The organism is Streptomyces sp. NPDC089915, from assembly GCF_040684675.1.
In the GTDB taxonomy this organism is placed as follows: Bacteria; Actinomycetota; Actinomycetes; order Streptomycetales; family Streptomycetaceae; genus Streptomyces.
The window spans coordinates 1-2,714 of record NZ_JBFBGN010000288.1; the positions used below are offsets into that span (position 1 = coordinate 1).

Sequence of the window (2,714 nt, forward strand, 5' to 3'; positions counted from 1 at the left end):
GTACGGGCCGCGCTGGCCGGCGTCCTGGCCGCGCCGGGGGAGGAGCCCGGGGCCGCGCTGCGCGCCGACCTGGCCGAGGCGCTGCTGCGCGAGGAGCCCGACCCCCGGGTGCTCGGCGCCTTCCTGACCGCCCTCGCCGCCGCGACCCGCGCGCGCCCCGAGGCCCGTACCCGCGAGCTGCTCCGGCGCACCGGCCGGCAGCTCCTGCGCACCCCCGGCGGGCCGGCCGTGTTCGAACAGCGCACGGTGGAGCTGGTCCGGGCCGACCCGGTCTTCGGCGCCCTGGTGGCCCGCTGGCTGGCCGAGGCCTCGGCGGAGGCCGCGGCGCTGCTCGGGCCGGGTGCCCGCCGCACGGTGGAGACCCTCAGCCGGTCCGCCCCCGACGTCACCTGAGCCGGGGCGGGCCGGGGCCGCTGCCGGACACCGATGCGGGGACCGGGGCACCGGCATGGCAGTCTTAGACCTGCAATCGGCAATCCGGTACAGGGACTACAAGGGTTCGGGCGAGGAGCGGTCACAGTGCAGCGCTGGCGTGGCTTGGAGGACATCCCCCAGGACTGGGGACGCAGCGTCGTCACCATCGGCTCCTACGACGGCGTGCACCGGGGACACCAGCTGATCATCGGACGCGCCGTGGCGAAGGCCCGCGCGCTGGGCGTGCCCTCGGTGGTCGTCACCTTCAGCCCGCACCCGAGCGAGGTCGTGCGCCCCGGCAGCCACCCGCCGATCCTGGCCCCGTACGACCGCCGTGCCGAACTGATGGCCGGTCTCGGCGTCGACGCGCTGCTGATCCTGCCGTTCACGGCGGAGTTCTCCCAGCTGTCCCCGGCCGACTTCATCGTCAAGGTGCTGGTCGACAAGCTGAACGCGCGCGCCGTCATCGAGGGCCCGAACTTCCGCTTCGGCCACCGGGCCGCCGGGAACGTCGACTTCCTGCGCGAGCTCGGCTCCACCTACGACTACGAGGTCGAGGTCGTGGACCTGGTCGAGCGCGGCGAGGCGGGCGGCGGCGTGCCGTTCTCCTCCACGCTGGCGCGCAGGCTGGTGGCCGAGGGCGACATGGAGGGCGCCGCCGAGATCCTGGGCCGCCCGCACCGGATCGAGGGCGTCGTGGTGCGCGGCGCGCAGCGCGGGCGCGAGCTCGGCTACCCCACGGCCAACGTCGAAACGGCCCCGCACACGGCGATCCCGGCCGACGGGGTGTACGCGGGCTGGCTGACGGCGGACGGCGAGCGGATGCCGGCGGCGATCTCGGTCGGCACGAACGTGCAGTTCGACGCGACCGAGCGGACCGTGGAGGCCTACGCGATCGACCGCGTCGGGCTCGACCTGTACGGGAAGCACGTGTCGGTGGAGTTCCTGGCGTACGTGCGCGGGATGGCCAGGTTCGACTCGCTCGACGGGCTGCTGGAGGCCATCGCGGACGACGTGAAGCGGGCGCGGGGCCTGACGGACGCCTTCGACGCCGCGCGCCGGTGACCCCCTGACCCCCTGACAGCCCGGAGGGCCCCTACCGTCCCGGGACGGCAGGGGCCCTCCGGCGTTCTCAGCCGAGGCGCGGATCGCGCGGGGGCTGGCCGGGCGGCTGTGGGGCCGGTGCCGGGGGTTGCTGCCAGGCCTGGCCGGGCTGCTGGTAGGGCCCCTGGGGCTGCTGCGGTTGCGGCTGCTGGGGCTGGGCGTGCTGCTGGGGCTGCTGCGGGGTGCCCCACTGGCCCTGCGTCGCCTGCTGCTGCGCCCGTGCGAAGTCCTCCGCGACCAGGGCGGAGAGGTTGAAGTACGCCTCCCGGGTCTTGGGCCGCATCAGGTCGAGGTCCACCTCCGCACCGGCCGCGAGGTGCTCGTCGAACGGCACCACGACGACGCCCCGGCAGCGGGTCTCGAAGTGCTGCACGATGTCCTCGACCTTGATCATCTTGGCGGTCTCGCGGACCCCGGAGATGACGGTGATCGAGCGCGAGACGAGATCCGCGTAACCGTGGGCGGAGAGCCAGTCGAGCGTCGTGCTCGCGCTGCTCGCGCCGTCCACGGACGGGGTGGAGATGATGATCAGCTGATCGGCCAGGTCCAGGACCCCGCGCATGGCGGAGTAGAGGAGCCCGGTGCCCGAGTCGGTGAGGATGATCGGGTACTGGCGGCCGAGCGTCTCTATGACGCGGCGGTAGTCCTCGTCGTTGAAGGTCGTCGAGACCGCCGGGTCCACGTCGTTGGCGATGATCTCCAGGCCCGAAGGCGCCTGCGAGGTGAACCGCCGGATGTCCATGTACGAGTGCAGGTACGGGATCGCCTGGACCAGGTCCCGGATCGTCGCGCCGGTCTCGCGGCGGACGCGGCGGCCGAGGGTGCCGGCGTCGGGGTTCGCGTCGATGGCCAGGATCTTGTCCTGGCGCTCGGTGGCGAGGGTGGCGCCGAGGGCGGTGGTCGTCGTGGTCTTGCCGACGCCGCCCTTGAGGCTGATCACGGCGATCCGGTAGCAGGAGAGCACCGGCGTGCGGATCAGCTCCAGCTTGCGGCGGCGGTCGGCCTCGGCGGCCTTGCCGCCGAAGCGGAAGCCGGACCGGCCGGGCTTGGGCTTCTGCTTGGCCCGGATCAGCCGGTCGGACGACAGCTCGACGGCGGCGGCGACCGCACCGGCGGCCGGGCCACGGTCGTCGCCTGCACGGGCCCCGGCCCGCTGGGCGGCCTGGGCGAGCTGCTGCTGGTCGCCGAGGAGCTGG

The 2,714-nt window shown here is 74.0% G+C and carries 2 protein-coding genes and 2 pseudogenes; 3 read left to right on the plus strand and 1 reads right to left on the minus strand.

Going from position 1 to position 2,714, the window contains the following annotated elements:
• Nucleotides 1-393 (plus strand): annotated as a pseudogene (locus AB0O29_RS34920) (serine protease); the annotation flags it as partial.
• Between the two features lie 126 nt (nt 394-519).
• Entirely contained in the window at nt 520-1,479 is a 960-nt protein-coding gene (locus tag AB0O29_RS34925; protein WP_365160186.1) for a bifunctional riboflavin kinase/FAD synthetase, read from the plus strand.
• Between the two features lie 67 nt (nt 1,480-1,546).
• Here the strand turns inward: AB0O29_RS34925 and AB0O29_RS34930 are convergent.
• Nucleotides 1,547-2,617 (minus strand): annotated as a pseudogene (locus AB0O29_RS34930) (MinD/ParA family protein); the annotation flags it as partial.
• On the opposite strand from AB0O29_RS34930, the gene AB0O29_RS34935 reads away from it, so the two are divergent.
• Nucleotides 2,573-2,714, plus strand: a 142-nt coding sequence (locus AB0O29_RS34935) for a DUF6758 family protein (protein WP_365160189.1), incomplete at its 3' end; no start/stop codon positions are given. The pseudogene AB0O29_RS34930 and the gene AB0O29_RS34935 sit on opposite strands and share 45 nt — an antisense overlap.